General features: G+C 54.3%; 25 protein-coding genes. 9 read left to right on the forward strand and 16 right to left on the reverse strand.

The window, feature by feature from the left end; genetic code table 11:
- Positions 1-8 precede the first annotated feature (8 nt).
- The 4 genes from hcaB to hcaE are packed head-to-tail and all read right to left on the reverse strand — an operon-like array spanning position 9 to position 3,014.
- Positions 9-821: a 3-phenylpropionate-dihydrodiol/cinnamic acid-dihydrodiol dehydrogenase gene (gene hcaB / locus OGY17_RS20815; RefSeq protein WP_234103808.1), complete on the reverse strand. Its 813-nt coding sequence runs from the start codon at positions 819-821 to the stop codon at positions 9-11.
- Positions 818-1,138: a 3-phenylpropionate/cinnamic acid dioxygenase ferredoxin subunit gene (gene hcaC, locus OGY17_RS20820; RefSeq protein WP_032944244.1), complete on the reverse strand. Its 321-nt coding sequence runs from the start codon at positions 1,136-1,138 to the stop codon at positions 818-820. The genes hcaB and hcaC overlap by 4 nt, the downstream gene beginning before the upstream one ends.
- A complete protein-coding gene (gene hcaF, locus OGY17_RS20825; RefSeq protein WP_032944241.1) occupies positions 1,138-1,656 on the reverse strand; it encodes a 3-phenylpropionate/cinnamic acid dioxygenase subunit beta in 519 nt (172 codons plus the stop codon). Before hcaF ends, hcaC begins: the two co-directional genes overlap by 1 nt.
- Positions 1,653-3,014 (reverse strand): 3-phenylpropionate/cinnamic acid dioxygenase subunit alpha, encoded by a 1,362-nt coding sequence (hcaE, locus tag OGY17_RS20830; RefSeq protein ID WP_286608267.1) that lies wholly within the window; start codon positions 3,012-3,014, stop codon positions 1,653-1,655. The genes hcaF and hcaE overlap by 4 nt, the downstream gene beginning before the upstream one ends.
- Before the next feature lie 135 nt (positions 3,015-3,149).
- Between hcaE and hcaR the strand changes: the two genes are divergently transcribed.
- Positions 3,150-4,031: a DNA-binding transcriptional regulator HcaR gene (gene hcaR, locus OGY17_RS20835; RefSeq protein ID WP_060683414.1), complete on the forward strand. Its 882-nt coding sequence runs from the start codon at positions 3,150-3,152 to the stop codon at positions 4,029-4,031.
- A gap of 4 nt (positions 4,032-4,035) precedes the next feature.
- Here the strand turns inward: hcaR and OGY17_RS20840 are convergent, their stop codons facing one another.
- The 4 genes from OGY17_RS20840 to OGY17_RS20855 all read right to left on the reverse strand — a co-directional run bounded on the left by OGY17_RS20840 (position 4,036) and on the right by OGY17_RS20855 (position 9,001).
- Positions 4,036-5,118, reverse strand: a complete 1,083-nt coding sequence (locus OGY17_RS20840) for a fimbrial protein (RefSeq protein WP_286608269.1) — start codon at positions 5,116-5,118, stop codon at positions 4,036-4,038.
- On the reverse strand, positions 5,109-7,604 hold the full coding sequence (locus tag OGY17_RS20845) for a fimbria/pilus outer membrane usher protein (protein WP_286608272.1): 2,496 nt from the start codon (positions 7,602-7,604) through the stop codon (positions 5,109-5,111). The genes OGY17_RS20840 and OGY17_RS20845 overlap by 10 nt, the downstream gene beginning before the upstream one ends.
- A 42-nt stretch (positions 7,605-7,646) precedes the next feature.
- On the reverse strand, positions 7,647-8,339 hold the full coding sequence (locus tag OGY17_RS20850) for a fimbrial biogenesis chaperone (protein ID WP_032944234.1): 693 nt from the start codon (positions 8,337-8,339) through the stop codon (positions 7,647-7,649).
- Between the two features lie 83 nt (positions 8,340-8,422).
- Positions 8,423-9,001, reverse strand: a complete 579-nt coding sequence (locus OGY17_RS20855; protein ID WP_008785473.1) for a fimbrial protein — start codon at positions 8,999-9,001, stop codon at positions 8,423-8,425.
- A gap of 493 nt (positions 9,002-9,494) precedes the next feature.
- On the opposite strand from OGY17_RS20855, the gene OGY17_RS20860 reads away from it, so the two are divergent.
- Complete coding sequence (locus tag OGY17_RS20860; RefSeq protein ID WP_286608274.1) at positions 9,495-10,643, forward strand: 3-phenylpropionate MFS transporter; 1,149 nt, start codon at positions 9,495-9,497, stop codon at positions 10,641-10,643.
- Here OGY17_RS20860 and csiE read toward each other — a convergent pair.
- From csiE to OGY17_RS20895, 7 genes are all read right to left on the reverse strand, one after another.
- Positions 10,638-11,915: a stationary phase inducible protein CsiE gene (gene csiE / locus OGY17_RS20865; RefSeq protein ID WP_032944230.1), complete on the reverse strand. Its 1,278-nt coding sequence runs from the start codon at positions 11,913-11,915 to the stop codon at positions 10,638-10,640. The two genes, OGY17_RS20860 and csiE, sit on opposite strands and share 6 nt — an antisense overlap.
- A 957-nt stretch (positions 11,916-12,872) precedes the next feature.
- Positions 12,873-13,472 carry a KpsF/GutQ family sugar-phosphate isomerase gene (locus OGY17_RS20870; protein ID WP_153752480.1) on the reverse strand — a complete coding sequence of 200 codons (600 nt, stop codon included), beginning with the start codon at positions 13,470-13,472 and terminating at the stop codon, positions 12,873-12,875.
- Positions 13,469-15,106 (reverse strand): FGGY-family carbohydrate kinase, encoded by a 1,638-nt coding sequence (locus OGY17_RS20875; protein WP_008785469.1) that lies wholly within the window; start codon positions 15,104-15,106, stop codon positions 13,469-13,471. The genes OGY17_RS20870 and OGY17_RS20875 overlap by 4 nt, the downstream gene beginning before the upstream one ends.
- 17 nt (positions 15,107-15,123) lie before the next feature.
- The gene (locus OGY17_RS20880; protein ID WP_008785468.1) at positions 15,124-16,077 is read right to left on the reverse strand and encodes an ABC transporter permease; all 954 of its coding nucleotides are present in this window, start codon (positions 16,075-16,077) and stop codon (positions 15,124-15,126) included.
- 1 nt (position 16,078) lies between these two features.
- Positions 16,079-17,068 carry an ABC transporter permease gene (locus OGY17_RS20885; RefSeq protein ID WP_008785467.1) on the reverse strand — a complete coding sequence of 330 codons (990 nt, stop codon included), beginning with the start codon at positions 17,066-17,068 and terminating at the stop codon, positions 16,079-16,081.
- On the reverse strand, positions 17,061-18,569 hold the full coding sequence (locus OGY17_RS20890) for a sugar ABC transporter ATP-binding protein (protein WP_008785466.1): 1,509 nt from the start codon (positions 18,567-18,569) through the stop codon (positions 17,061-17,063). The genes OGY17_RS20885 and OGY17_RS20890 overlap by 8 nt, the downstream gene beginning before the upstream one ends.
- Before the next feature lie 103 nt (positions 18,570-18,672).
- On the reverse strand, positions 18,673-19,656 hold the full coding sequence (locus tag OGY17_RS20895; RefSeq protein WP_003037665.1) for an autoinducer 2 ABC transporter substrate-binding protein: 984 nt from the start codon (positions 19,654-19,656) through the stop codon (positions 18,673-18,675).
- A gap of 420 nt (positions 19,657-20,076) precedes the next feature.
- On the opposite strand from OGY17_RS20895, the gene OGY17_RS20900 reads away from it, so the two are divergent.
- Both OGY17_RS20900 and OGY17_RS20905 read left to right on the forward strand, forming a co-directional pair.
- Entirely contained in the window at positions 20,077-20,715 is a 639-nt protein-coding gene (locus OGY17_RS20900) for a DUF1007 family protein (RefSeq protein WP_008785465.1), read from the forward strand.
- Positions 20,706-21,686 carry a nickel/cobalt transporter gene (locus OGY17_RS20905; protein WP_008785464.1) on the forward strand — a complete coding sequence of 327 codons (981 nt, stop codon included), beginning with the start codon at positions 20,706-20,708 and terminating at the stop codon, positions 21,684-21,686. The genes OGY17_RS20900 and OGY17_RS20905 overlap by 10 nt, the downstream gene beginning before the upstream one ends.
- Positions 21,687-21,789: 103 nt before the next feature.
- On the opposite strand, the gene suhB is transcribed toward OGY17_RS20905, so the two are convergent.
- The gene (suhB, locus tag OGY17_RS20910) at positions 21,790-22,593 is read right to left on the reverse strand and encodes an inositol-1-monophosphatase (RefSeq protein ID WP_003835237.1); all 804 of its coding nucleotides are present in this window, start codon (positions 22,591-22,593) and stop codon (positions 21,790-21,792) included.
- A gap of 118 nt (positions 22,594-22,711) precedes the next feature.
- On the opposite strand from suhB, the gene trmJ reads away from it, so the two are divergent.
- The 5 genes from trmJ to iscA all read left to right on the forward strand — a co-directional run bounded on the left by trmJ (position 22,712) and on the right by iscA (position 26,258).
- On the forward strand, positions 22,712-23,443 hold the full coding sequence (gene trmJ, locus OGY17_RS20915) for a tRNA (cytosine(32)/uridine(32)-2'-O)-methyltransferase TrmJ (protein ID WP_008785463.1): 732 nt from the start codon (positions 22,712-22,714) through the stop codon (positions 23,441-23,443).
- Positions 23,444-23,682: 239 nt separating this feature from the next.
- Positions 23,683-24,174: a Fe-S cluster assembly transcriptional regulator IscR gene (gene iscR, locus OGY17_RS20920; RefSeq protein WP_003037674.1), complete on the forward strand. Its 492-nt coding sequence runs from the start codon at positions 23,683-23,685 to the stop codon at positions 24,172-24,174.
- Between the two features lie 112 nt (positions 24,175-24,286).
- The gene (gene iscS, locus OGY17_RS20925; RefSeq protein WP_003835233.1) at positions 24,287-25,501 is read left to right on the forward strand and encodes a cysteine desulfurase; all 1,215 of its coding nucleotides are present in this window, start codon (positions 24,287-24,289) and stop codon (positions 25,499-25,501) included.
- Positions 25,502-25,527: 26 nt separating this feature from the next.
- Complete coding sequence (gene iscU / locus OGY17_RS20930) at positions 25,528-25,914, forward strand: Fe-S cluster assembly scaffold IscU (protein ID WP_002913991.1); 387 nt, start codon at positions 25,528-25,530, stop codon at positions 25,912-25,914.
- Positions 25,915-25,934: 20 nt separating this feature from the next.
- Entirely contained in the window at positions 25,935-26,258 is a 324-nt protein-coding gene (gene iscA, locus OGY17_RS20935; RefSeq protein ID WP_003835203.1) for an iron-sulfur cluster assembly protein IscA, read from the forward strand.
- The last annotated feature ends 10 nt before the right edge of the window (positions 26,259-26,268 follow it).

A 26,268-nucleotide genomic window follows, 5' to 3' on the forward strand; every position in this document is an offset into this window, starting at 1 on the left:
ACGCCTCCTCAGAGATCCAGTCCGGCGGCGACGTGACGAATACCGCGAATACCCAGACCGGCGTCGGCATTGATCATCACGCCGCTCAATGTGCGGTTGTTGCGTTTTGACGCCAGCATCACATACGGGCCGGTAAAATCCGCCGGCTCCGGGAAAAATTGTAGTGGCAAAATAGCGGCGATTTTTTCCGGCGTCAGCGACTGCATAATCGATGTATCGTTTTGTCCCAGCGCCTGCGGGCCGCGTAGATCTGTCGCCATACCGCATGGACCGACACCGTTAACACGAATCTTTGGTGCCAGCTCGTATGCCAGCTGGCGAATCAGCCCGGTAGCCGCATGTTTGCTGGCGGTATACAGCGGGCCGCCGCCGCCGGGATACCACGACGCATTGGACAGGGTAAAGATGATGCTGCCTTCGCTGGCGATAAGTGCTGGGGCACAGGCTTTCGCGCCCAGCAGATAGCCCAGCACGTTGACGTTAAACAGCTCGTGGAAGCCGCTCTCCAGCGCCTCCGCAGGCGTATTGACCAACGAGGCGTTGTGATCCCATATCCCCGCATTTCCGATAAAACAGTCCAGCGTATCGTAATGCGTCAGGATTTGATCTACCGCGCGCTGATAGTCGGCGTAGCAGGTGACGTTGCCTTCGATTGCCAGCACATGTTCGCCAAAGCGCTGACGCAGGCTGGCAACTTTAGCTGGCGACAGCTCCAGCGTGGCGACCCGCGCACCTTCTTCGATGAAACGCTCGACCAGTGCCAGACCAAGACCGGAGCCGCCGCCGGTGATAAAGACCACGTTATCGCGTAAATCGCTCATCTTGCGTCCTCTGGAATATCAACAAACACATCGCTACCGTCTACATATACCGCGTAGGTGGTGAGCGCGTCGGTGGCGGGCAAGCACAACGCCTTGCCGGTTTTCAGGCAAAAACTGGCGGCATGCAGCGGGCATTCCACCGTAGCGTCGTCTTCCAGATAGCCTTCCGACATCGAGGCGTTACCGTGGCTACAGCGATCGTTAATGGCATAGAACTCGCCGCCAACGTTGAACAGCGCGATGACGGGCGAAGTATCAAGCCGGAGCGCTTCACCCTCCGGCAAATCCCCTACGGGGCAGGCATAAACACGACTCATCAGAACAGTACACTCAGGTTATGGGAGGTGATCACCGCTTGATCCAGCACGATCTCACGCTCCAGTAAGCGCCACTCATCGCCCGGCAAACGGCGCACTTTGTCTATGCGCATGCCGACGTAAAAGGTTTCATCGCGCTCTTTTTGCGCGCGATACAGCAGATAATTAAGGCGCACGGCAAAGACGTCGGGAACCCCAGTTTCACTGACCTGGCAGTTGCTGATCAGGTGCCGGGTACGCGACGGTGGCTCTTCCGCCCAGGCCATGCCGGTTTCCAGCCGCGCGATACGACGTTCGAGCTGGTCTTTGTTGTCGTTGAAAATCCAGGTGGTCGGCGGCTGCACGCCTTTGCGACGATCGCGCGTCTGGGCATTGACCGTCGTACGCATGGTGTAGCGAATGTCTTCATCCAGTTGTGCCAGCCAGTCACGAAACTTCCAGTCATCCAGCAGGCTGGCTTCATGGTAGAGAAACTGTGTAATGCGGTGGTGTAGTTCCTGAGAAACTAAGGTGCTCATTTCATCACCTCCTGCTGGTAAGCTGAAGTTTTCTCCTGCACTTCCTGCCAGCTTTCGCTGCTGAGCAAATCGGCCCAGCGCTGATACATGCCGCGCGCGGCGGTTTCCGAAAAGATGTAGTTGGTGATCCCCGGAATGCCGTCTTCACGACGTTTCTCCTGGCCCAGCCCCATTTCCAAACACAATTTGGTGTTGCGTGCGCGATGACCCTTCAGCAGTTTTTGAATTTCACACCAGTTTTCCGAGTCGTCCTGCTCCAGGAATCCGGCGGGGCCAAAGGCGCGCGTGGCGCTGTTTTCAAACGCAGCTTTCACTTCATCAGAAGCGGCTTTATCGGTAATACAGAATGCCCATACTTCAACTTGATCCGGCCCGCGCGGATGCCAGACCCTTAAGGTGGCAGTACCGTTGAGCCAGGAAAGCGTTGGGAAAATGTTGTTGTGACCGGCCAGACGCAGGGCGCGAACTTTTCCCAGACGCTGCTCGGCTTCCGCGTAGGTGTCGCGGTAATAGCTGGAGACTTCGCCGTCGACCCAGACGTTGGCATCGGGATTTTCGGTAAAGAAAAATCCGCTGCCGTGCCCATCCTGACCGAACTGTAGTGCGTCTTTGGCGGTTTCCCACACCGGGCGGGCGGTTTGTCCGTCGCCCAGGCGTTTATCGCTGCCGTCGTCTTTTGCCCCCAGCACCTGCACGGCCGAGGCATGGCTGAACAGCGCGTGATACTGGTCGCTGGCAAACTGTTCGGCGGGGAATTTCCAGTTACAATCAATGGTCCACTTTTGTACGCCACCGACGATTTCGGTGCCGCCTTCACGACGATCCAGCACACCGTCGAGATACCAGGCGATGTCGCCGAGATAATCGCGCAGCGCAGGCGCGGAGGTATCCCAGTTGCCGAAAATCAGTCCCTTGTAGCTCTCTACGCCAGGAACTTCGTTCAGCCCCCAGTGCGATTTGCACAGCCCTTGCGGGTAGGCGCGCGGTTCCAGTGGCACGTCGATCAGATCGCCGTTAATGCCGTACGACCAGCCGTGATACGGGCAGGTGAAGGCGCGGGTATTGCCGCAGTCGGCGTAGCTGACGCGCATTGCGCGGTGGCGACACTGGTTGAGAAACGCTTTGATGCTGCCGTCTTTCTGGCGAACCACCACAACCGCATCCTCGCCCATGTAGGTGTTAAAAAAATCACCGGGTTTGGGGATTTGGCTTTCGTGGGCGAGAAATAACCAGCAGCGTCCGAAGATGCGTTCCAGCTCCAGTTGGTAAATTTCAGGGTCGGTATAAATTCGTGGGGTTACGCGACCGTTTTGTGTGTCGATCAGTTGGTAGATGTCTAAATTTGAGGGTGTGGTCATATTTTTTAATCCTGAAAGCTAAGATGTATTGACCTTCTTTTTTTGTACCTTAAGGATGTTGCTGGTTAGTTATCAATCTGTGAAATAGTAAATTTCTACCAGTTGAGACATTTTTTCGATAACAAGGAGAAGGGCATGGAACTGAGGCACTTACGCTATTTCGTAGCGGTGGCGCAGGCGCTGAATTTCACCCGAGCGGCAGAAAAGCTGCATACCTCTCAGCCGTCGTTAAGCAGCCAGATCCGCGATCTGGAAACGTGCGTGGGCGTTCCGTTGCTGGTGCGGGATAAACGAAAAGTTGCGCTGACGGCGGCGGGAGAGTGCTTTTTACAAGATGCGCTGGCGATCCTCGAACAGGCGGAAAACGCCAAAGTTCGTGCCCGTAAAACGGTGCAGGAAGATAATCATTTCGCCATCGGTTTTGTCCCTTCCGCAGAGGTAAATCTGCTGCCGAAGGTGCTGCCTTTGTTTCGTTTAAAACAGCCTGATACGCACATTGAGCTGGTGAGTCTGATCACCACCGAACAGGAAGAGAAGATCCTGAGTGGAGAGCTGGATGTGGGCTTAATGCGCCACCCGGTGTACAGCCCGGATCTCGATTATCTGGAGCTGATTCATGAGCCGTTAGTAGTGGTTTTACCGGTGAATCATCCGTTAGCTAATGAGCAAGCAATCTCCGCAGAACAACTACACGGCGTGAATTTTGTCAGCACTGATCCGGCCTACTCCGGTGCGTTAGCGATGATTGTCAAAAACTGGTTTCAGCAGCAAAAAAGCCAGCCCAACATTGTGCAGGTGGCAACCAACATTCTGGTGACCATGAACCTGGTCGGCATGGGGCTGGGGGTGACTTTGATACCCGGTTATATGAATAATTTTAATACCGGACAGGTGGTTTTCCGCCCTATTGTTGGCGATGTTCCGACCATTGCGCTGTTGATGGCGTGGAAAAAAGGCGAGCTAAAGCCCGCCCTGCAGCATTTTATCGAACTGGCTCAGCGCCAGCCGATGTTGTGAGCCATTATTTCACGAGAACGGTGATGGTCGCGGTACCGCTAAATTTCCCCGGCGCGGGCGTGCCGCCGAGCATATTAATCGGCCAGGCTTCCAGGTTGATTACTCCCTTGCCGGAAGGATCGATATTGATCAATCCATTTGTGAACGGGACATTGACATGGGTGCCGTCGATACGGGCCATTCTCACACCGATGTCCGGGACATTATTGGCTTCCTGGCGGCGGGCGACTAACGTGTACTGCTCAATCACATCATCAGCATCAATCCTCATTTCCATGCTATTTTTGATGGTTGAGGTATCACCGCAGTCATAGTGAATGTCAAAATTGACCGGTGTATAGCCGTCCGGCATCTGGTCCTTGGTGGTGAAACGGTTGGCGTTGATAAAACCGAGATCGACCTGAATCACGTCGCCCTGGTTGATTTTACAATCCTGGGGCACGGTGATGCTCCCCTGGATGCGCAGTTCGGCGATATTTTCCATGCTGCTCACCGATGGTGGGGTGGACGAACTGGTCCATCCGGCCTGTACTGAGGCGACCAGGGTGTCTGGAATTACCAGTTCCCCCAGGAAGGGTTTGGTGACGTACAGCGTAAAACGGGTGCTCGCGCCAATGTTTACCGGCGCGGCGCGGATCTCCGCTGGGTCAGCCGTGCACACGCTACCTTTGCTGCTGCTGGGGCTGTAAGAGCCACTTTCCTGGATAGGTTTAGTGTTCTGCGGCGTGACCGCCGTCTTCCCGGGAATGTCATCAACTTCAGTTTTAATATCCAGATTATCATTCAACTGGTAAAAGCCGCTGAGTTTACCGTTTTTAGATAGCGCGCTGGTGACCGTATAGTACAACGCCACTTTGCTACCCGCGCTACAGCTGCAATCGATTTGATAAGCATTGCCTGAGAGCGGCGTTGGCAGTTCCAGCGAGGTTCCCGCGACGTTCTGTGCTTGCGTCCAGTCGCTGGCTATATTGACGTTAAAGCTTCCCGTCGCGGAGCAGGCCCCGGTCACCGCGTAGACCGGGGTGATAGGTAGCGCCAGTAGCGCGGCGGTAATCCCATTTTTCATCCACAGACTCTTTATTGACATAGCGCGTTCCCATTTTGTATTGCGGTGTTGCGAGCAGCATCTTCCGGCAGGCTGAAGGTAAACTGGCACTGTTGATCTGGCTGATTACCCCAGCGCACGGACCAGATCTGCGGCTGGCTGTTTACGCCAGTGATATACAGCACGCCACCTTCATCAACGATGCTCTGCTGCGTCTGACTGCTGGCGATGGCGCCGAAGGGCAGTGCTTTTCCGCGCGCATCGGTGAGTTTCAGCAGTACGCGGTAGCCGGTCTGGGCAATAAAGTGTGCCGTTACGGCGGCACCGCGATTAGGCACTACGGTGCGCACCGTTTCGGTGACGTCGACGTTATCCGGCATCATTGTGGTATCGAGAGAGATGGCGTTTTCCTGATACGCGGTCAGATAGGGGATCACGGCATAGCCAAAATAGTCGGTGGCGATGCCGGGGTAATTTTTCACCCGGATCCCTGCCGCGCCGTTGGTGTCAATCAGCGCAAAGGCATTGCCCAGTGACTGCGACAGGGTCACGCCGTGACGATGGGCGACAATACCGCCAGAGAGGCCGTAGCTCAGTTGGCGGTTATCGCTGCTGTAGTCGTAACCGGCATTCACGGTGCCGTAGGCAGAACGGTAGCTGCCGTACAGACTGCTGCTGCCCGGATCGCCGCCTTCGCTTTGCCGTTGTTTCAGGTTATAGGTCAGCCGACGGTCTTCCAGCAGCGAGCCATTGATGCCCACTTCGTGCTGAGTAGCGCGATCGCGCTGGTCGGTGGTGCGCCAGGTTGCCTGCGCATGCGACAGCCAGCGATCCAACGGCACGCTCAGGCTGAGCGACAGCGTACGGTCGTTGTCGCTGTCATGTGAGTCGGTAAACTGGCCGCTGAGGTTATAGCTCACGCCCCACAGATTGCCGTTCAGGCCAATGGACAGATTTTTATCCTGCTGCTCGCGATCCCAGTACTCCTGCTGCGAGCCAGAGGCGTAGAAACTGATACCAGAAAACAACGTCTGGCTGACAGTGAACTGAGCTTCATTGCGCAGGTGATCGCCGCCGTTGATACCCTTCTGGTTGGCGTCGGAGAAGTTGAAATAACCGCTGCTGGTGTAGCGGTAGTAGCTTAGCGACACGCTGGTGCCGCTTTCCGGTAGGTCTTTGATGTACTGGGTGCGCCAGCTGTAGCCATGATAGCTTTCATCGTTATCAAGCTGAGTGTCCGCACGGCTGACGTCCATCGATACTGCCCCCAGAACGCCAAGCGTAGAGCCGAGGCCCAGCGCCAGCGCTGGGTAGTCCTGCGAGGCGTTCAGGCCGCCGTAAAGCGTGAACGCGTTGTTCAGACCATAGCTGGCGGTGCTTTCAAGGAACTCCGGCTCGTGGCTGTCCTGCGAGCTGGCAGCGCGAAAGCGCCCCGCGGTGACGCTGTATTTTAGATAACCCGGTCTTTGCATCTGCGGCAGCGCGGAGAACGGCTGGACGAAATGACGTATGCTGCCGTCGGCTTCTTCGATAGTGACGTCTAAGTCGCCGCTGAACGCCGAAGGGTAGAGATCGTTGATTTCAAAAGCCCCAGCCGGAACGTTGCTTTGATACAGGGTGTAGCCGTTTTGCCGTACCGTCACGATAGCGCTGGAGTTGGCGATGCCGCGAATGGTCGGCGCAAAGCCGCGCTGGCTGTTGGGCAGCATGGTTTCATCAGAGTACAGCCGCACGCCGGTAAACTGATAGCTGGAGAACACCGTGCCTTCGGTGGCGCTCTCGCCTATCACCAACTGCGATTTCAGGCTTTTGATATCCCGTTGTAGCCAGCTATTAATGCTATCCCAACGCGTGTCATTATCGCTGTGCGCCCAGGTCGAGTAATTGCGCAGTCGCCAGGGGCCGATGTTGGCACCATTTTGCATATTCAGATACTGACGCCGATCGCTGTCGTTGTCGTACTGGTTTTGCGAACCGCTAAAGTTGTAGTTGGTGAACAAAACCGGCATCCCGTCGTCCCAGCGTGCAGGATCTACATAGCCGCGGGCGTCACGGTAAAGGGCAATCTGCGGCACGCTGAGATTCAGTCGGCTGTGGTTGATATCAAACTGTGAGATGCTGCCGGGAATCGCCTGCGTCAGGTCGGCTACTATCGTGGCGTTGTCCTGCTCCGCCAACTGTGGATAGTTGTCGATTTTAAAGCCCAGCTCACGCAGTTGCCCGAGGGTGAACTGAGGAATCAACTGGTGGTCTTTACCCGCGACAAACGGCAGCCTACGCTGACCGGTTTTCTTGTTGTTAATATAAATATCAACAATATATTCGCCGGGAAGCTGGGCGTTATTCTGCGAAAATACCGCCAGATCCACCGCCTGCTGGCCGCTTTTCTCCGTTTCCAGAAGGGTTGGGTCAAAGTAGAAGTCACCGGCCCAGGCATGGCCGGAGGCCAGGCATCCGCTGGCGATTGCGCAGTGCAACCAGAAGGCAAGTGGCTTCACGGTTGATAAATTCGGCGTTCTTTGCGTCATATCGCTTGTCATTCCCTGAGAGCTATCATCGTGAGGCGTGGCTTATTGCAGTGTCTGGGTTTCTGTTTTGGTGGTACCGCCATAGTCGTTGATCGCGGCCCACCGCACCGTTTTCCCTGCGGCTGCGGGGACCGCCAGCCGTTTATGCTCGCCGGGAGCGATGTAATCGATTTTATTTGTGAGATCGGTTTTCCCTAACGCAAGACCGGCGAATACGACGTGATAAGCCGATGGGTTATATATATCTAACTCATTATTGCTATATTTATATTCAAGAGATTTATAAGCATCGTACGGCTTGCCGACTAAATTTGTCGGGCGATAAAATAGTTTTATTCGTGTTTTAAATACCAGCGTTAGCGTATTATTATTCGCATCGGTGGTTTGGCTTTTGGCAGGAATAGCGCGCACATTAATAAAGAACAACGATTCTTTATCGTTAGCAATGTTTTCAGATGATTTTATAATTCGTAATGATGAATCGTTATCAGCATCGAGGCGAAAAAGCGGCGGTGTAATAATAAAGGGGCCTCGTGCGGTTCCCTGTGCATTGTCGACCCACGACTGCAATAAATAAGGCAGACCTTCACTGTGGTTAGCCACCGGCAGCGCGGCCTCTTTTTTCCCGGCATCGTAGATGACACGGGTTCTCTGTAGCACAATACCGCCAGCGAGGCTTTGGCTGACCCAACTGCCCAGCACCAATGCCAAAGCGAGCGCGGTGTTTTTTTTCATCGCTGTTATCCTTAACCTGATGTCAAAAAACGTCTCTTTCCATCCCAGCGGGAAGAAGGGATGGAAAGAGACGGTATACGGGATTAGCGGTAGTCGATGGTGACGTCAACGCTGGCGTTGGCTTCGCCTGGGGAGATCTCTTTAGGATCAACAGTGGAGACGTAATAGGCTTGTAGCCCTACAATAGTGGTGCCATCGGCTTCCGGGGCAAAGCTGATTTTTGAATCAGCCGCGGGCAACTTATTCAGCACCATCGTTGCGTTGTCGCTGGCTCTTGCGATACGGATGCCCACGCCGGTTGCGGCGGTATCCATGCTGCTAACGGCGACCAGATCGTCGTGATCGGCTACGGTGCCGCCAGCGCGCGTTTCCAGCCACAGCTGGAACGAGTTGTCCGTTGTGCCATCAACGTGCTCCCACGGGGAGGCTGGGCAGTTTTCCAACGGAATATTAACCGGAATCGCCGGGCTGGTATCACCGACAGTTTTAAACTGTGCGGCGGCGTAATGACCCAGTTCCACGTTGATGACGTCACCATCGGCGAATTCACAGGTGCTGGTTAGAATTTCACCCGTAAATTCAATTTTACCGTCCGTCGCCCATGCGCTTCCCGCAGAAAGCGCCAGCAAGCTAACCGCTATAGATTTTGCAATTTTGTTCATTAAAGTCCCTCTTATTTGATTAACCTGTTAGCAATTAAATTAATGAAAAGACAAAGATCAAAATTAATTGCTGGGCAATGGTATTCGATATGCGCTGGCAGTCATATTAATAAGTGAGATTTTCAGATTATATTTATTAAAAATGAACGGGCTAACTGCTATTACATTTAAATAATTTTAAATTAGTACGGAGTCAAAATATTGCAATCACGAATATTGGCTGCTAAATGATATACTTGTGATGATATTAAGGATTTTGGTATTCAGCTGAGTATTTTTCGCAAAATCCATTCAATTCCTTGCATTACTGTTTATTCATCCCATCATGTTCCCTGCTGTAAAATCATACAGATGTAAACGATTGCGGATGCGGATGACCAATCGTGTTGGTTAAAGGTGATGTTTGTCACAATTATTTCGTAAATGTGAACGGTAGTACTCTTCAGAATGTGGTTTGAGTCATTAGACTAGGGCTTCCAAAACGGGAGGACCCATGGCTTTGCATTCCACGCGCTGGCTGGCGCTCGGTTATTTCACCTACTTCTTTAGCTACGGTATCTTTCTGCCTTTCTGGAGCGTCTGGCTCGAAGGGCTAGGGCTGACGCCGGAAACCATCGGTTTACTGCTGGGCGCGGGGCTGATTGCCCGTTTTCTCGGTAGTTTGCTGATTGCGCCGCGTGTGAGCGATCCCTCTCGGCTGATCTCAGCGTTACGTATTCTGGCCCTGTTGACGCTGGTGTTTGCGCTGGCCTTCTGGGCGGGAACCAACGTGGCGTGGCTGATGGTGGTGATGGTCGGTTTTAACCTGTTTTTCTCACCGTTGGTACCGCTGACCGACGCGCTGGCCAACACCTGGCAGAAACAAATCACCATGGATTACGGTCGGGTGCGACTGTGGGGATCTGTGGCTTTTGTGATCGGCTCCGCGCTAACCGGCAAACTGGTGAGCCTGTTTGACTATCGGGTGATCCTGGTCCTGCTATCGCTTGGCGTCGCCTCGATGCTGCTGGGCATGATGATTCGCCCGAGCGTGCAGCCAGTGGGTGAAAACCGTCAGCAGGAGAGTGCGGGATGGCCCGCCTGGCGCGCGCTGATAACCCAGAGCTGGCGTTTTCTTGCTTGCGTGAGTCTGCTACAGGGTGCGCATGCTGCGTATTATGGTTTCAGCGCCATCTATTGGCAGTCTGCCGGATATTCCGCTTCGGCGGTGGGCTATTTATGGTCACTAGGTGTGGTGGCGGAGGTGATTATTTTCGCACTTAGCCACAAGCTGTTCCGTCGCTTCAGCGCCCGCGATCTGCTGCTGCTTTCCGCCATTTGCGGGGTGGTGCGTTGGGGATTGATGGGCTGGAGCACCGAGCTGCCGTGGCTGATCGTGGTGCAAATCCTCCATTGCGGAACCTTTACCGTCTGCCACCTGGCGGCAATGCGTTATATCGCGGCACGCCAGGGGAGCGAAGTTATTCGTTTGCAGGCGGTGTATTCCGCGATAGCGATGGGCGGCAGTATCGCCATCATGACCGTATTCGCGGGCTATCTGTACCAGAATCTGGGCAGCGGCGTGTTCTGGGTGATGGCGCTGGTGGCGCTCCCGGCAATCGTTCTGCGCCCGAAGGTGGTCGCGCAGCCTGCAACGTTATGATTCGAGGATTTTGCGGATCTGCTGCTGCTGATGCGGCGTAAGCGCCAGATCCGCATGAATCAACGGGGGTGAAAATAGCGGTAACGGCGTGGTATACGGCGTAATAATCAGCGTTACGCCGCGCGGGGCACCCTCTTTTTGAAAGTCCTGCATCGGCATATGTTTTACGTTGAGCGGCAGCAGCGTCAGTTCGCGCAGCTGTTGCTCTATATGTACTTCAAGTTGTTCGTTACTACCGGTCAGCAGGATAATCTGCTTTTCGTGTAAATCCTTCTCCTGCATCAGCCAGGCGCCGAAAATAACGGCCACCAGCCCGATCTCTTCTTCGGAAAATTGCACATCGTATTCGGCCTCGAAGCCGTGAATCGCCTCGCGGGTAGTACGAACCAGCCGGGGATAAAGGCGGCTGAACTCCTCCGGCAGCGTGTTATCAATGCCGATGGCAAACACGCTGCGGTTCAGTGCCTGAGCCAGGTGGATATACAACTGGTCATTCAGCCCTTGCTCATCGCTGAAGCGCACATTGCCATACTCGCGAAAACGCAGCACCAGCCGCGCAATAGCAAGGCGCAGGCGGCGATCCTGCTGGTGATTATCGCGAATCGGGTCGGGGATACGAAGCATTGAGAACAGCAACGCCATAAACAGCGATTCGCCCAGCGGTGCACTCTGCATGACGTGGCGCTGCCAATGACGGCCAATTTCCTCGGCGAGCGGATATTCCGCGCAGGATTGCGCCCAGCGTTGCTGGAGTGGGTTAAACTCCGGGGTGATCCCCGCGTGGTGCTGTAGCAGGCAGTACTGTAAATACAGGCGCAGGAACTGGATGTCACGACACTCAAACGGTTTCTGCAAGCGCCGGGAACACAGATTAATGAGCGCGTGCAGATTGGTGTCGTCATACAGCGTACGTGCGATCCCCCGTTGTTTAAGTTCTGCTTTTAACGCCGGGGTAAACTGCTGGGCGATAAAGGCAGGGCAAATCCGCAGGCCACGGCGCAGCCACTGCAACAGACACAGACGTTGATTTAGCGGGGTTCCTTCGATCGTATAGCCACCATTCTGCGCGGTGGCTATCGCGAGCCGGTGATAGCGCTGGATTTCGAGTCCTGCGCCAATAATATCTTCCTGAACCGTGGCATCATCGACACCGTTGAGGCTGCTGAAGGTTTGTGTAGTAGCGATTTGCCCCGGCAGGAAAAGCGTCAGCAGCACCTGGCAACGGCGCTGGGGAGCGGAAAGTACAGATGGTGGGGCAAGCGTTGACATCATCTGTAGATTCTCCCGTGAGTATGTTTGATAAGAATAGCTAAAGTTTGCTCATAGATTTGAGGAATGGAAAGCTTTCCACCAGGAATGCTGGAGAGCGTCACAGAATTTTTAACGTGCGGAACAGATAGCGGTAGTGGAACGCAGCGCGTTAATCCGCTTTTTCACTGTTTTATCTTTTGTTTAGATATAAATAAACCGGCAGGTTGCGCAATGACGTACTGTTAATGCTCCTGTATCAACATATGTTGGCGGAGCATAATGAATATGTTTTCTCCGAGAAAAGGTTCCGTTCACCTTATGTTCATCGCTTCTCTGTACACTGAACGGCAGTGAACGTGTTAAGGGTGCTATCGCCGCACCCTTAACAATCCCGGCTCCCGGCGGGAAAATTGCCGCTCCGCGGTTCCCTCAGCTTATTCCTCCAGGCTACAGGGCCGGGCGCGATGTAACGTCCCTGTAAAGCGCGCCCTGAGCCAGCATCCATGCTGGCTCTCCCGGCCTTACGGAAACACGTCGGCAATTTTCAGCCGGACCAGCTCACACCCCACCTTCTGCGTTTTTTGTTAAAACAGCAAAACAGATTTAACTGGAAGTCAGAGCGTTGAAGCGATGACCCCGGTCCGGCTGAAAATCGATGAGGCGTTGACGGCTGACCGGGTCTGCCCGCAGGGATGCGGGCAGAGAGGACGGCCTGCATGGATGCAGGCTCGGCCCCGACCCGACAGGCAGACGGAATAAGACGAATAGCTCGCGCAGCGACGATTTTCCCGCCGGGAGCCTGGGATGCAAGGGAGGCGGCGGTGAGCCTCCCTTGCACGTTCACGGGTATAGCGATATCAGAGAAGCGATGCACATAAGGTGAACGGAAACTTATTCAGAGTAAAACGTTCTCCCTACATGTTTAACTGACCGCCATTACACCTGCAAATAGGTGGGTAACAAGAGCGCTGTCTGGCGTTACTTACCACGGCTCAGTGTTAATCCCACATCACCACCTGGATGCACAGACAACAGCGTCTCTTTTGAGTAACCGCTTTCGCTCATCAGGCAGGCGCAGGCGGCGTCAAAGATAGCCAGCACCAGTAAAATTGAGGTGGTGGCCAACATGTTCAGCGGGTCGGCCTCACGCTGGACGCCGGTGGAAATCACCAGTCTCGACGCTTTAGCAATGGCTGAATCGGCGTTTTCAGTCACGCTCAGAATCGGCACATTTCGCGCATTTAGTCCGGGCAGCAGCCGGGTGAGTTCGTCCGAATTCCCCCCACGCGACAGCATAATCACCAGGTCGTTGGCGCGTAAAAAACCGAGATCGCCATGCGCCGCGTCCGTCGCGTTGAGGTAAATCGCCGGACGTTCCACGCACGCAAGCATATGCGCCACTTTACGCGCCGCAATGCCGGAGGTGCCGACGCCAGTGACGACGATTTTCCCCCGACAGCCGCGCAGCTCCGCCATCAGCGACTGCCAGAGCGGTTCAGTCAGATGCTGCCCCAGACCCGCCAGGGCATCGCTATAGAGCTGAAATACGCCGGTGGCCTGAGACCAGGAGTCGCTCATGCGTCCTCCTGCATCAACTGGCGGTATTTCATATGATCCTGATACATCTCGTGGAATACCCGATATTTGCGATCGTAGTACTGCTTAATGCGATTTGTTTGCGGGGTAACCGTTTTACCAATCCGGCTCATCGCCGACATCGCTTCCGGGAAGGTTTCGAAAACGCCCGCGGCGATAGTTCCCATCATGGCGCCACCCAGCAGCATGGCTTCGCTCTCTTCAGGCAGCAGCATCGCGCAGCCGGTGGCGTTGGCATGTTCCTGAACGAAGATTGGGTTTTTCGTCCCGCCGCCGCTGGCCATTATCGTATCGATGGTGTAGCCGCTTTGATTCATCGTTTCAATGATATGGCGGGTTCCCAGCGCAATGGCCTGGATGGTCGCAAGGTACTGTAGCGCCATATCTTCCGGCGTACGTGACAGTTTCAGTCCGGTGATTGCGCCCGTAAGCGTTGGGTTAGCGCGTGGCGAGCGGTTGCCGTGGAAATAGGGCAGGATGTGCATATCGCGGGTTAAAAATGCGATATCTTCCGGCTCACCGGCCATTTTACGCAACAGCGCATTCAGCACTTCGTAAATGGTCTGCCCCTGAGATTTAGCTTGCGCCAGCAGGGTTTCGTAGCAAGGATGCGACTGAATAACGTGATCGATTAACGCCCCTGTTGCCGACTGTCCACCTTCGTTGAGCCAGTATTCTGGCAGCACGGCTGAGTAGTAAGGACCCCAGACGCCGCCGATAAAACGCGGCTCTTTGGAAATCGCCATGTGTCCAGTGGAAGTGCCGCCAATCAGCGCGATACGACGGTCAAAATCCGCCACCTCGCCGGAAACACCGCTTGCCCCGAGCGTGCCGAGGGTACCGGCGTGGGCATCGATGATCGAGACGCTGACAGCGGTCCCCGGAATCAGCCCCATTTCGCTGGCGGCGCGCGCGGATAGCCCGTGACCGAGCGGTTCGCCCATGGTTTTCACGTAGCGACCAATTTTGGCGGCATCATGCTCCAGCAAATCTTCCAGCCCAATCTGGCGGAAATAGCTGGCATCCCATTTGTCTTCATGGCCCATATAGGTCCATTTACACACCGTCGAACACAATGAGCGCGTGTCATCGCCCGTTGCGCGCCAGGTCAGGAAATCGGGCAGGTCAAAGTAGTATCCCGCATTGGCCCAGGTGTTGGGCATATGTTGCTTCAGCCATAGCAGCTTGGGCGTTTGCATTTCTGGGGAGATAATACCACCAACGTAGTCCAGCACCCGATGATGCAGGGCGTTGATGCGCTCGGCCTGAGTAATGGCGCGGTGATCCATCCACACAATGATGTTCTGTTCGCTGCGCCCGGACGGGCTAATGGTCAGCGGTTTACCTTCTTTGTCCAGCACCACCAGTGAACAGGTCGCGTCAAAGCCCAGACCTTTCACCTGGATTGGGTTGATATCCGACTGGTTAATCGCATCGCGAACCGCGTTACACACCGCCTGCCAGATGTTATCGGAAGACTGCTCAACAAAATCGGCCTGCGGGCGGTAAATCTCGATGGCCCGACTGGCCTGACCGACCATTCTGCCGTTGAGATCAAACACGCCAGCACGGGCGCTTCCGGTTCCGACATCCACACCAATAAAGTAACTTGCCATAATTTTTTCTCCTGAAATCAGGCTTTACGATTCTGTAATGCGATAAAGAGGATCAGCACCGCGCCCCACAGCGCCATCGTCAGATAGCTGCTGACCCCCAGCAAGTTAAGGCCGCTTTCCAGCATTTGCAGCACAATCAGTGCCAGCACCAGGCCGATAATGCGCCCGAAGCCGCCATCCGGGTTGATACCGCCGAGGACGGAGGCAAGGATGGTGACCAGCAGGTAGGATTCACCGTATCCGGCTTTAGCTGAGTTGAATTTCGCCATCATCAAAATGGCGGCGACCCAGCCGAGCAGGGCAGAAATCACGTACACCGAAATTTGTACCCGTACGGTATTCACACCGCTGTAGCGGGTAGCCTGCTCATTGGAACCGACGAGATACAGGCTGCGCCCAAGCGTGGTGTGCTCCAGCAGCACCCACAGCAGGATTGCCACCAGGAAAAAGAGCAGTAGCGCCACCGGAATACCGGCAATCGTGGCGTTACCAAGGTACTGAATGGCGGTCGGAAAACCGGAAATCACCGTCCCGTTGGAAAGCAGAATATTCAGCCCGGAGATAAGCGTCATCGTGCCGAGCGTGGCGAGAATAGGCGAAACCCCGACCCAGGCAATCAGCGCACCGTTGAGCGTGCCGATAACCACCGCCACGGCAGCGCCTGCCAGCAGCGCTAGCACCAGAAACAGCGGGTTATCCGGATGGGTGACGATAATCGCCGCCATCACCAGCGAGCAGGCGTTCGCCCCGGCAATAATCGACAGGTTAATGCCGCCGGTCAGCATGGTCATGCCCATCCCGAGGGCCAGCATGCCGAGGATTGGTAGCTGTGAGCCAATCGACTGGAAGTTAGCGACGCTGAAAAAACGGCTGCCAAGCAGGGCCGAGAAGACCAGGGCGACGACCACAATAATCACGCATTGCAGACGAATGATGGCATCACCGGGTAAAAATCTGGCGATTGTTTTCATCTCAAAGCTCCCTTGCCAGTTTGCGTTTTTCGTTCCAGGCCGTGGCGCTAATGCTGACCAGGATAATGGCGCCGCTGAACACGGTGTGCCAGTAAGAGGAGACGCTGAGCAGCGTCAGTCCATTTTGTAAGAAGGCCAGCAGAACCACGCCGAGCAGGGTTCCGGTCAACGTACCGCGCCCGCCGCTCATGCTAGTTCCGCCGAGTACTACCGCCGCCAGCACCGTCAGCTCAAAGCCGAGCAGCGAATTGGGCGCAACTGACTGGGTGATTTGCGCCTGAACCACGGCGGCAACGCCTGCCAGAATGCCCATGTAGCCATAGACGTAAAAATGCAGCTTCAGCAGATTCAGCCCCAGGCGCGAGGCCGCGTCGCGGTTGCCGCCCATGGCGTAAACCTGACGGCCAAGACGGGTATAGTTCATCAGCACGGCGGTAAAAATGATCACCGCCGCCAGGCACAGCAGGGGGAGGGTCAAACCGTAGTCGTAGCCATCCGCCGCGGTGAACGAGAACCAGTTAATGCCGTTCATAAACCAGTCCGGGAAGCCGTACAGCCAGGTGCCTTTGGTGGCGTAAACCAGCAGACCGTAGTAGACGTTCAGCGTGGCGATGGTAATGATGATTGCCGGAACGCGTAGCCAATAGACCAGAAAACCGTTGATCAGCCCAAGCAGCAGGCCCACCGCAATGGCGATGATTAACGCCAGCGCGAAGTTGCCGCCGTGACCGATAACCCAACTGGCCATTGCATACTGGGCTATCGCGGTCATCGCCGGAAATGAGATGTCGATCCCGCCGGAAATCAGCACTACAAACAGCCCACAGGCCAGGATGCCGAGAATCGCGTAGCTGGTGGCCACATCCGTCAGGTTCCCCAAAGACAAGAACTCGTCGGTGCTGATGCTCAGCCCAACGGCAAGGGCTACAACCAGCAGGCCCAGCCAGAACTCATGTTGCCCGATTAAACGGGAGAGATGCATCTTATTCATTGATTACCTCGACCACTTCAGCAATCTCCTCTTCACGGCATTGATGAGGATTAAATTCCGCCACCAGCTTGCCGCGACGCATTACCAGCACACGGTGGCTGTTGTAATACGCTTCCGGGATTTCATCGCAAATCATCAGCACCGCCATACCCTGTTCAGCCAAATCGCGGGCTATCTGGTAAATACCCTCTTTGTTGGCGATATCCACGCCGACGGTAGGCGAGTCGAGGATCAGGATGCGCGGATTGGTCGCCACCCATTTGGCAATGGCGATACGCTGGGCATTACCGCCGGAAAGGGTTTTGACCGGCAGGTGCGGATCGGACACTTTGATATTCAGTTCGCGGATTAAATCGGCGACCAACTTTTGCGCTTTACGATGATCGAGCAGACCGCTACCGGTGTGCAGTTGATCAAACACCGTGACGATGGTGTTGTCGTAGATCGACTGCTCCATGATCAGCCCCTGCGTCAGGCGATCTTCTGAGACATAGCCGATCCCGTGTTGGATGGCGTCATGGTTATTGCGCAGAGTAACCGGCTGACCGTTAATGCGAATCTCGCCGCTTTCCGGGTGGGTCATACCAAACAGGCTCAGACAAAGCTCAGTGCGCCCGGCACCCAGCAGACCAACAATGGAGACGATCTCGCCGCCGTGCAGCGACAGATTAATGTTTTGGTATTTGCCTCTGCGGCTCAGATTGCGCAGCTCAAGCAGCGGCTCTTGCTCAATCGCGGGCCTTTCCGGCAACGGGCTGTAGTGGAAGCGTTGTCCGGTCATCAGGAAGGCCAGCTCGTGGCTGTCGAGTTCGCTGGCAGGGTATGTGCCCACCAGTTTGCCGTCGCGCATTACGCTGATGCGGTCAGCCACTTCCATCACCTCATCCAGACGATGGCTGACAAACACGACGCAAATTCCGGCCGCTTTCAGTTCATTAACTACTCGCAGCAGGCCATTAACCTCCTGGCGGGTTAGCGAAGCGGTGGGCTCGTCCATAATCACCAGACGCGCATCGGCGGCAATCGCCCGGCAAATGGCGACCAGCTGTCGATCAGCAATTGAGAGTTTTTCAACTTTTTTATCGGGATCGATATTCACCCCAATACGTTTCATGGCTGCCAGCGCCTGCTGCTTCATGGCGCCGCGACGCACCCAGATATCGCCACCTGGCAGATAGCGGTTGACCGCGATATTTTCTGCGACGCTAAAGTTGGGGAACAACGACAGGTCCTGATAAATAACCTGAATGCCATAATGGGAAGAGAGCTGCGGCGTCAGATGATGGAACAATTTTCCGTCGAGTAAAATCTGCGCGCCTTTTTCCGGATGATAAACCCCGGAGATCACTTTAATAATGGTACTTTTACCACAGCCGTTTTGACCCGCCAGACAGTGAACTTCGCCTTTTCTCAGCGTCAGATTCACGTTATCCAGCGCCAGCACGCCCGGGAATTGTTTGCTGATATTCTCAAGAGTGATAAATGCGGTGGTGTCTGCCATGGACAATACCCCTGCGCGCGTCCGGGGGGACGCTGAGTGTTAGTTTGGTTGATAGCGCCGACCAGACGGTCGGCGTTAAGGTTCCCTGGTGTTGGCTAAAGCCTTAGAAACCAAGTGATTGTGCGTTGTCTTTGGTGACTTCGAGGATCTTGTTAAAGCGGATCACTTTCTTCTCCGTGTCGATATCGGCTTTCCCTAAACCATCGATACTCAGATCGGCGTTCACTTCTTTGCCCTGCAACAGCTGATCGGCAACAGTGACCAGCGCGTAGCCCGCGTCTTTTGGATCCCACAGCAGCGCTTTTTTGATATCACCGCGCATCAGGTAAGGTGCTGCCTGCGCTGGCATAGCGATCCCGACGACGGCGATCTTATCTTTGGCGCGTTTTTTCTGCACAGCCTGACCCGCACCGATTGGACCCAGTGAGCCGAAGCCGATAATGCCCTTCATCTGCGGGTAGGTTTTCATCAGATCCAGCGTTGTGGCGTAGGATTTATCGATGCTTTCCGCGACCGGCAGACGTGAAGTGACTTCGAACATTTCCGGATATTTTTCTTTCTGGTACTTAATTGCATAATCCGCCCACGCGTTATGCAGTGGGACCGTCAGCGAACCAACATAGATGGCATATCCGCCTTTGCCGCCCATATTTTTCGCTAACTCATCGACGTTAGCCTGTGCGTATTTTTCACTGTCGATGGTTTCGATATCCCACTGGCCAATTTGCTCATCCGGGGATTCGTGCGTCAACACCACGATGCCTTTATCGCGCGCTTTTTTCAGTACAGGCTCAAGGACCTTGGCATCATTCGGCACCACGATGATCGCATTAACGTTTTTGGCGATCAGATCCTCAATCACTTTCACCTGCTGCGCCGGGTCCGGCGTTGAAGGTCCGGTCTGGTAAGCATTCACATCCAGTTTTTTTGCTGCTTCATTTACGCCGGTTTCCATCCGGTTAAACCATGGGATCCCGGTGACTTTAGCAACCACAGCAATTTCATATTTTTCCGCCGCAAAGGACGTGCCGGACAACATGCATGCAGAAACCAGGGTTGCACTGAGTAATGCGAGTTTGAATTTCATAGTTGTACCTTTCGTAGGGGGCAGGACATGTCACGGCGTGAAGTTAACAATGAATGGAAGAGGGAATGAATCATAAGTTTTGTGAATGTGATCTATGCCCATTGTTGTGAATTTATGGAAATAAAATAGTTAATAATTAGTTAAATTTGCATGGTTTTACATTCAGTCGTTCAAATTAAGTGTTAATTAAATATTAAAATGAAACTATCAATTAACATATCATTATCATTTGGCTTAAGTTTTGACGCCGAAAAGGTGTTTGAGGGGAATTTCCCGAAGAAGAAATTATCGAAATTGAGAACTGAATCGATACCGGAAAAGGGTGCTCAATATTTTTTCGTTCAATGGTATCCTCAGCACACTTTCGCCAAACCAGGCATCATTATTTGTGGCGGTGTAGATTTTCATCGTGGAGAACTCATGCAAGGCGTTAAACGTATCATTATCACGTTGTTTCTCGCTGTCCTGTCCTTTGGCGCAGGCGCGCATCCCCACAGCTTTATCCATCTGAAAACTGAGATAGTGAGCGAGAATGACCAGTTCGTCGCGCTGAAAATGCGCTGGACGATGGATGAAATTACCTCGGCGGATCTGCTTTACGATGCGGGGAATGCCAAACCTGGTGATGAGATCTGGAAGAAACTGGCGGCGGAAGTGATGGCCAACGTTCTCGGGCAGCACTATTTCACCGAAGTGTGGCACGACGGGAAAAAGGTAAAGTTTAAAAACAGGCCGACGGAATATGGCATGGCGCAGGAGGAACACCAGGCTGTGCTGACGTTCGTTTTGCCGCTGGCCGAAGCTCAGCCGCTGAGTGGTCAAAAATATACCATTTCAACCTTCGACCCGACCTACTACGTTGATATGAGCTATGACAAAGACAGCGACGCCAGGCTGGGGCAGGCCATAAGCCAGAAATGCCGGATTTCAGTACATACGCCGACGCCCAATGAACAAACGCTGAGCTTTGCGCAGTCGCTGGATAAAGAAGACGCACCGCCGGAGGATATGGAGTTGGGTAAACAGTTTGCACAGACGGTAACGCTGCAATGTCAGTAGTTTATCAACAACGTGCAGCCAGACGTCGCTGGCTGACGCTATGGCCGCTGGCTGTCTTTTTGCTGTTGGCGGCAGGCGGCATACTGTGGCTATGGCAGGCCTGGCCGCAGGTGATGATGAAAAGTGTCGTCTGGCAGCGCGACGTTAACCAACAGATGAGCGGGTTGCTGAAAGCAGTTGCCGCCAATCCGGCCCAGGCCGGGGGATCGCTGCTGCTGTTTAGTTTTCTCTACGGCGTTCTGCATGCGCTGGGGCCGGGACATGGAAAAGTCGTTATTACCACCTGGCTGGCAACGCACCCCTCGAAGCTGAAGTCGAGTATTGGCCTGACGCTAGCCTCATCTTTATTACAGGGGCTGGTCGCTATCGGACTGGTGGTTGTGGTGCTTACCATCTTGCAGTTGCCTGCACGACAGCTACATATGAGTAGTTTCTGGCTGGAGAAAGGGAGTTATGCTCTGGTTGGCGTGTTGGGTGTTTTATTGTGCGTCCGTGCGCTGAAGAAATTGCGCCAGCTGCTGCGCCGCCCAAAATTCACTGCCTTCACGCCGCATCATGTGCATCACGAGGGTTGCGGCTGCGGGCATCAGCATTTGCCCGATCCTGAACAGCTGCAAAATGGTGATGACTGGCGTGCCCGGTTGATGATCGTGCTGTCTATGGGGATGCGCCCGTGCTCGGGGGCCATCATGGTTTTACTGTTCAGCAAAGTGGTTGGCGTGTTTAGCTGGGGTATGGCGTCGGCGCTGGCGATGGCGGCAGGAACATCTTTGACGATTACGTCACTGGCTCTGCTGGTACACAGTTTCCGCTCGCTGGCGGTGAAACTTAGCGGGCATAAAGCGCCGGTATTGTGGCGACAGATTGGCTGGACGACGCTGGCGTTAGCCGGTGGTGCGGTGCTGATCGCTGCTGCGGTAGTGATGTGGATGAGTGCGGTGCCGGTAGGGCGAGGGATAAGACCGTTTTAGCACTGTTGTAGGATGAATGCCTGATGGCGCTTCGCTTATCCGGCCTACGGGGAACTTCCCTGGTAGGCCGGATAAGGCGCTAGCCGCCATCCGGCATCAACGATTAGCGCTTCAGCGCATCGCTCAGTTCGTCACGCATGTTAGCCAGCATGGCTTTCACTACGCGCGGGTTACCTGCAACGATGTTGCCGGTCGCCATGTAGTTATGACCACCGGTAAAGTCGCAAACCAGTGCGCCAGCTTCACGGGCAATCAGCTCACCTGCGGCGAAATCCCACGGGCGCAGGCCAATTTCGAAATAACCGTCAACGCGGGCTGCGGCAACGTAGGCCAGATCCAGCGCAGCAGAACCGGTGCGGCGGAAGTCCGCGCATTCGGTAAACATGTTGCCAAGAATTTTCATGTAAGAAGCGGCGTGCTGTTTGGCTTTGAACGGGAAACCGGTGGCGATGATGGTGCCATCCAGATCGCGGGCGGTGCTGCCACGCAGACGGTAGCCGTTCAGCTGTGCGCCCTGGCCACGGGTTGCGGTGAACAGTTCGTTACGCATTGGATCGTAAACAACGGCGACTTCAGTACGGCCTTTGATGCGTACTGCGATGGATACCGCGAAGTGCGGCAGACGTTTTACGAAGTTGGTGGTGCCATCCAGTGGATCGATAACCCATTGAACATCCAAATCTTCACCAACATGTTCACCGCTTTCTTCGGTGATGATGGTGTGCTGTGGGTAAGATTTGCGAATCGTTTCGATAATAATCGCTTCGGCGGCTTTATCGACGTTAGTCACGAAATCATTGCTGCCTTTCTGGCTGGTTTCTACAGAGTCTGGGGTTTCGTAGTGTTTGGCAATTACATTACCCGCCTTGCGCGCTGCGCGCACGGCGATGGTCAGCATCGGATGCATCGGTCTCTCTCACTGGATGTTAAAGAACGGGAAAACGGCGCAGAGTATAGCAGCGAGTTCGGAATATGTCTTCGTTTTATGATAATATGCCAGAATAATCTTTAGCCGAAGAAATACAATGCTGCAAAATATTCGAATCGTGCTGGTGGAAACCTCTCACACTGGCAACATGGGCTCTGTAGCCCGCGCAATGAAAACCATGGGTTTAACCAATCTGTGGCTGGTAAATCCACTGGTTAAACCGGACTCCCAGGCAATCGCCCTGGCTGCGGGGGCCAGTGATGTGATCGGCAGCGCGCAGATCGTCGATACGCTCGATGAAGCGCTGGCAGGTTGTAGCCTGGTGGTAGGCACCAGTGCGCGTTCCCGCACGCTGCCGTGGCCGATGCTGGATCCGCGTGAATGCGGTTTAAAAAGTGTCTCTGAAGCGACGAACTCGCCGGTGGCGCTGGTCTTTGGTCGTGAACGTGTTGGTCTGACCAACGAAGAACTGCAAAAGTGCCATTATCACGTCGCCATTGCCGCGAACCCGGAATACAGTTCGCTCAACCTGGCGATGGCAGTGCAGGTCATCTCTTATGAGGTGCGCATGGCCTGGCTGGCGACGCAGGAAAGCGACAAGACCATAGATTACGAAGAAGCAGAGTATCCGCTGGTCGATGATTTAGAGCGTTTTTACGGTCATCTGGAGCAAACGCTGCTGTCGACCGGGTTTATCCGCGAAGGGCACCCGGGGCAGGTGATGAATAAACTGCGTCGTTTGTTTACGCGCGCGCGTCCAGAGAGCCAGGAACTGAACATCCTGCGCGGGATTTTAGCTTCAATCGAGCAGCAGAATAAAAGCAAGTAACTGTACTAATGCCGGATGCGCTTCGCTTATCCGGCCTACAGGCCGCACGATTCGTAGGCCGGATAAGCGAAGCGCATCCGGCAAGTGAAAATGGCACTGAAGGTTAAATACCTGACTAAATTAGTCAAGTAAATAGTTGACTGATTTAGTCGGGAATGTCAGACTTGCCCCTGCTATGCAATACCCCCATTTTACAATAAAAAACCCCGGGCAGGGGCGAGTTTGAGGCTAAGTAAGACATGAGACTGACATCAAAAGGGCGTTACGCCGTGACCGCAATGTTGGACGTTGCGCTCAACTCCGAAACGGGCCCGGTACCGTTGGCTGATATTTCTGAACGTCAGGGAATTTCCCTGTCATATCTGGAGCAGCTGTTTTCCCGTTTGCGTAAAAACGGTCTGGTTTCCAGCGTACGTGGACCAGGCGGCGGGTATCTGCTGGGTAAAGATGCCGGCAGCATCGCAGTAGGTGAAGTGATTAGCGCTGTTGACGAGTCTGTAGATGCGACCCGTTGCCAGGGCAAAGGCGGTTGTCAGGGCGGCGATAAATGCCTGACCCACGCGCTGTGGCGCGATCTGAGCGATCGTCTGACCGGTTTCCTCAACAACATTACGTTGGGCGAACTGGTAAATAATCAGGAAGTCCTGGATGTGTCTGGTCGCCAGCATACCCATGACGCTCCACGCACTAATCGTGCTCAAGACGCGATCGACGTTAAGTTACGCGCATAATAAAAGTATTTTAGAATCAGGCCGGGGTGCTACACACCCCGTTAACTCGGTCGTACATCCAGCCGGTTGCCTGATTCCTTGCATTGAAGCGATGTACGGAGTTTATAGAGCAATGAAATTACCGATCTATCTCGACTACTCCGCAACCACGCCGGTGGACCCGCGTGTTGCCGAGAAAATGATGCAGTGTCTGACCCTGGACGGAAACTTTGGTAACCCAGCGTCTCGTTCACACCGTTTCGGCTGGCAGGCTGAAGAGGCGGTAGATATCGCCCGTAACCAGATTGCCGACCTCGTGGGCGCTGACCCGCGTGAAATCGTATTTACTTCCGGTGCGACTGAATCCGATAACCTGGCGATTAAAGGTGCAGCCAACTTTTATCAGAAAAAAGGCAAGCACATCATCACCAGCAAAACCGAACACAAAGCCGTGCTGGATACCTGTCGTCAGCTGGAGCGCGAAGGGTTCGAAGTCACCTACCTCGCCCCGCAGCGTAACGGCATTATCGACCTGAAAGAACTTGAAGCGGCAATGCGTGACGACACCATTCTTGTGTCCATCATGCACGTGAACAACGAAATCGGCGTGGTGCAGGATATCGCGACTATCGGCGAAATGTGCCGTGCTCGCGGCATCATCTATCACGTTGATGCGACCCAGAGCGTGGGCAAACTGCCTATCGATCTGAGCCAACTGAAAGTTGACCTGATGTCCTTCTCCGGCCACAAAATCTATGGTCCGAAAGGTATCGGCGCGCTGTACGTTCGTCGTAAACCGCGTATTCGTATTGAAGCGCAGATGCACGGCGGCGGTCACGAGCGCGGTATGCGTTCCGGTACGCTGCCTGTGCACCAGATCGTCGGCATGGGTGAAGCATACCGTATCGCTAAAGAAGAGATGGAAACCGAGATGGCGCGCCTGCGCAGTCTGCGTAACCGTCTGTGGAACGGCGTGAAAGATATGGAAGAGGTGTACCTCAACGGTGACCTCGAGCAGGGCGCACCGAACATTCTCAACGTCAGCTTCAACTTTGTTGAAGGCGAGTCGCTGATTATGGCGCTGAAAGACCTGGCTGTATCCTCCGGTTCTGCATGTACTTCTGCAAGCCTGGAGCCATCCTACGTGCTGCGCGCGCTGGGGATGACCGACGAGCTGGCACACAGCTCAATTCGTTTCTCTTTAGGTCGTTTCACTACCGAAGAAGAGATTGACTATGCCATCAATCTGGTTCGCAACTCCATTGGCCGTCTGCGCGACCTTTCTCCACTGTGGGAAATGTTCAAACAGGGTGTGGATCTGAACAGCATTGAATGGTCACATCACTAATTCGGCACCGATAAGGAGAATTCAACATGGCTTACAGCGAAAAAGTTATCGATCATTACGAGAATCCACGTAACGTGGGCTCTTTTGACAACAGCGACGAGAACGTGGGTAGCGGCATGGTGGGTGCACCAGCCTGTGGCGACGTGATGAAGTTGCAGATCAAAGTCAACAATGAGGGTATCATTGAAGACGCGCGTTTCAAGACTTACGGCTGCGGTTCCGCTATTGCTTCCAGCTCTCTGGTTACCGAATGGGTAAAAGGGAAATCTCTGGACGAAGCACAGGCGATTAAAAACACCGATATCGCCGACGAGCTTGAACTGCCACCGGTGAAAATTCACTGCTCTATTCTGGCTGAAGACGCGATTAAAGCCGCGATTGCGGATTACAAAAGCAAACGTGAAGCAAAATAATTAAGAGTTGAGGTTTTATTATGTCGATTACCTTAAGCGACAGTGCAGCAGCGCGTGTAAATACCTTCCTGGCAAACCGCGGTAAAGGGTTTGGTCTGCGTCTGGGCGTGAGAACCTCCGGCTGCTCAGGTATGGCCTATGTACTGGAATTTGTTGACGAGCCGGCGGCTGAAGATACCGTGTTTGAAGACAAAGGCGTAAAAGTCGTGATCGACGGTAAGAGCCTGCAATTCCTCGACGGTACGCAGTTAGACTTCGTCAAAGAAGGTCTGAACGAAGGGTTTAAGTTCACTAACCCGAACGTGAAAGACGAATGTGGATGCGGCGAAAGCTTCCACGTGTAACGCGCTTACT

The organism is Citrobacter sp. Cpo126, assembly GCF_030332445.1.
In the GTDB taxonomy this organism is placed as follows: domain Bacteria; phylum Pseudomonadota; class Gammaproteobacteria; order Enterobacterales; family Enterobacteriaceae; genus Citrobacter; species Citrobacter portucalensis.